We start from the raw sequence: 223 nt of genomic DNA, 5'->3' as shown, positions 1-223 counted from the left end.
TTGATAGGTTCGAGGTGGAAGCATGGTGACATGTGGAGCTGACGAATACTAATAGATCGAGGACTTAACCATATAATATGTAGCAAATGTTATCTAGTTTTGAAGGAATATACCTTCATAGTTTGGTGATGATGGCAGAGAGGTCACACCCGTTCCCATACCGAACACGGAAGTTAAGCTCTCTAGCGCCGATGGTAGTTGGGACCTTGTCCCTGTGAGAGTA

1 rRNA gene is annotated in these 223 nt (G+C 44.4%); it reads left to right on the top strand.

The annotated features are described in order from the left end of the window. Positions 1 to 121 precede the first annotated feature (121 nt). Positions 122 to 223 (top strand): 5S ribosomal RNA (gene rrf / locus MR083_RS27435); the annotation flags it as partial.

The sequence above is a fragment of the Bacillus cereus group sp. BfR-BA-01408 genome (assembly GCF_022663305.1).
Lineage (GTDB): Bacteria > Bacillota > Bacilli > Bacillales > Bacillaceae_G > Bacillus_A > Bacillus_A pacificus.
This window is presented reverse-complemented; position numbering and strand designations above follow the sequence as displayed.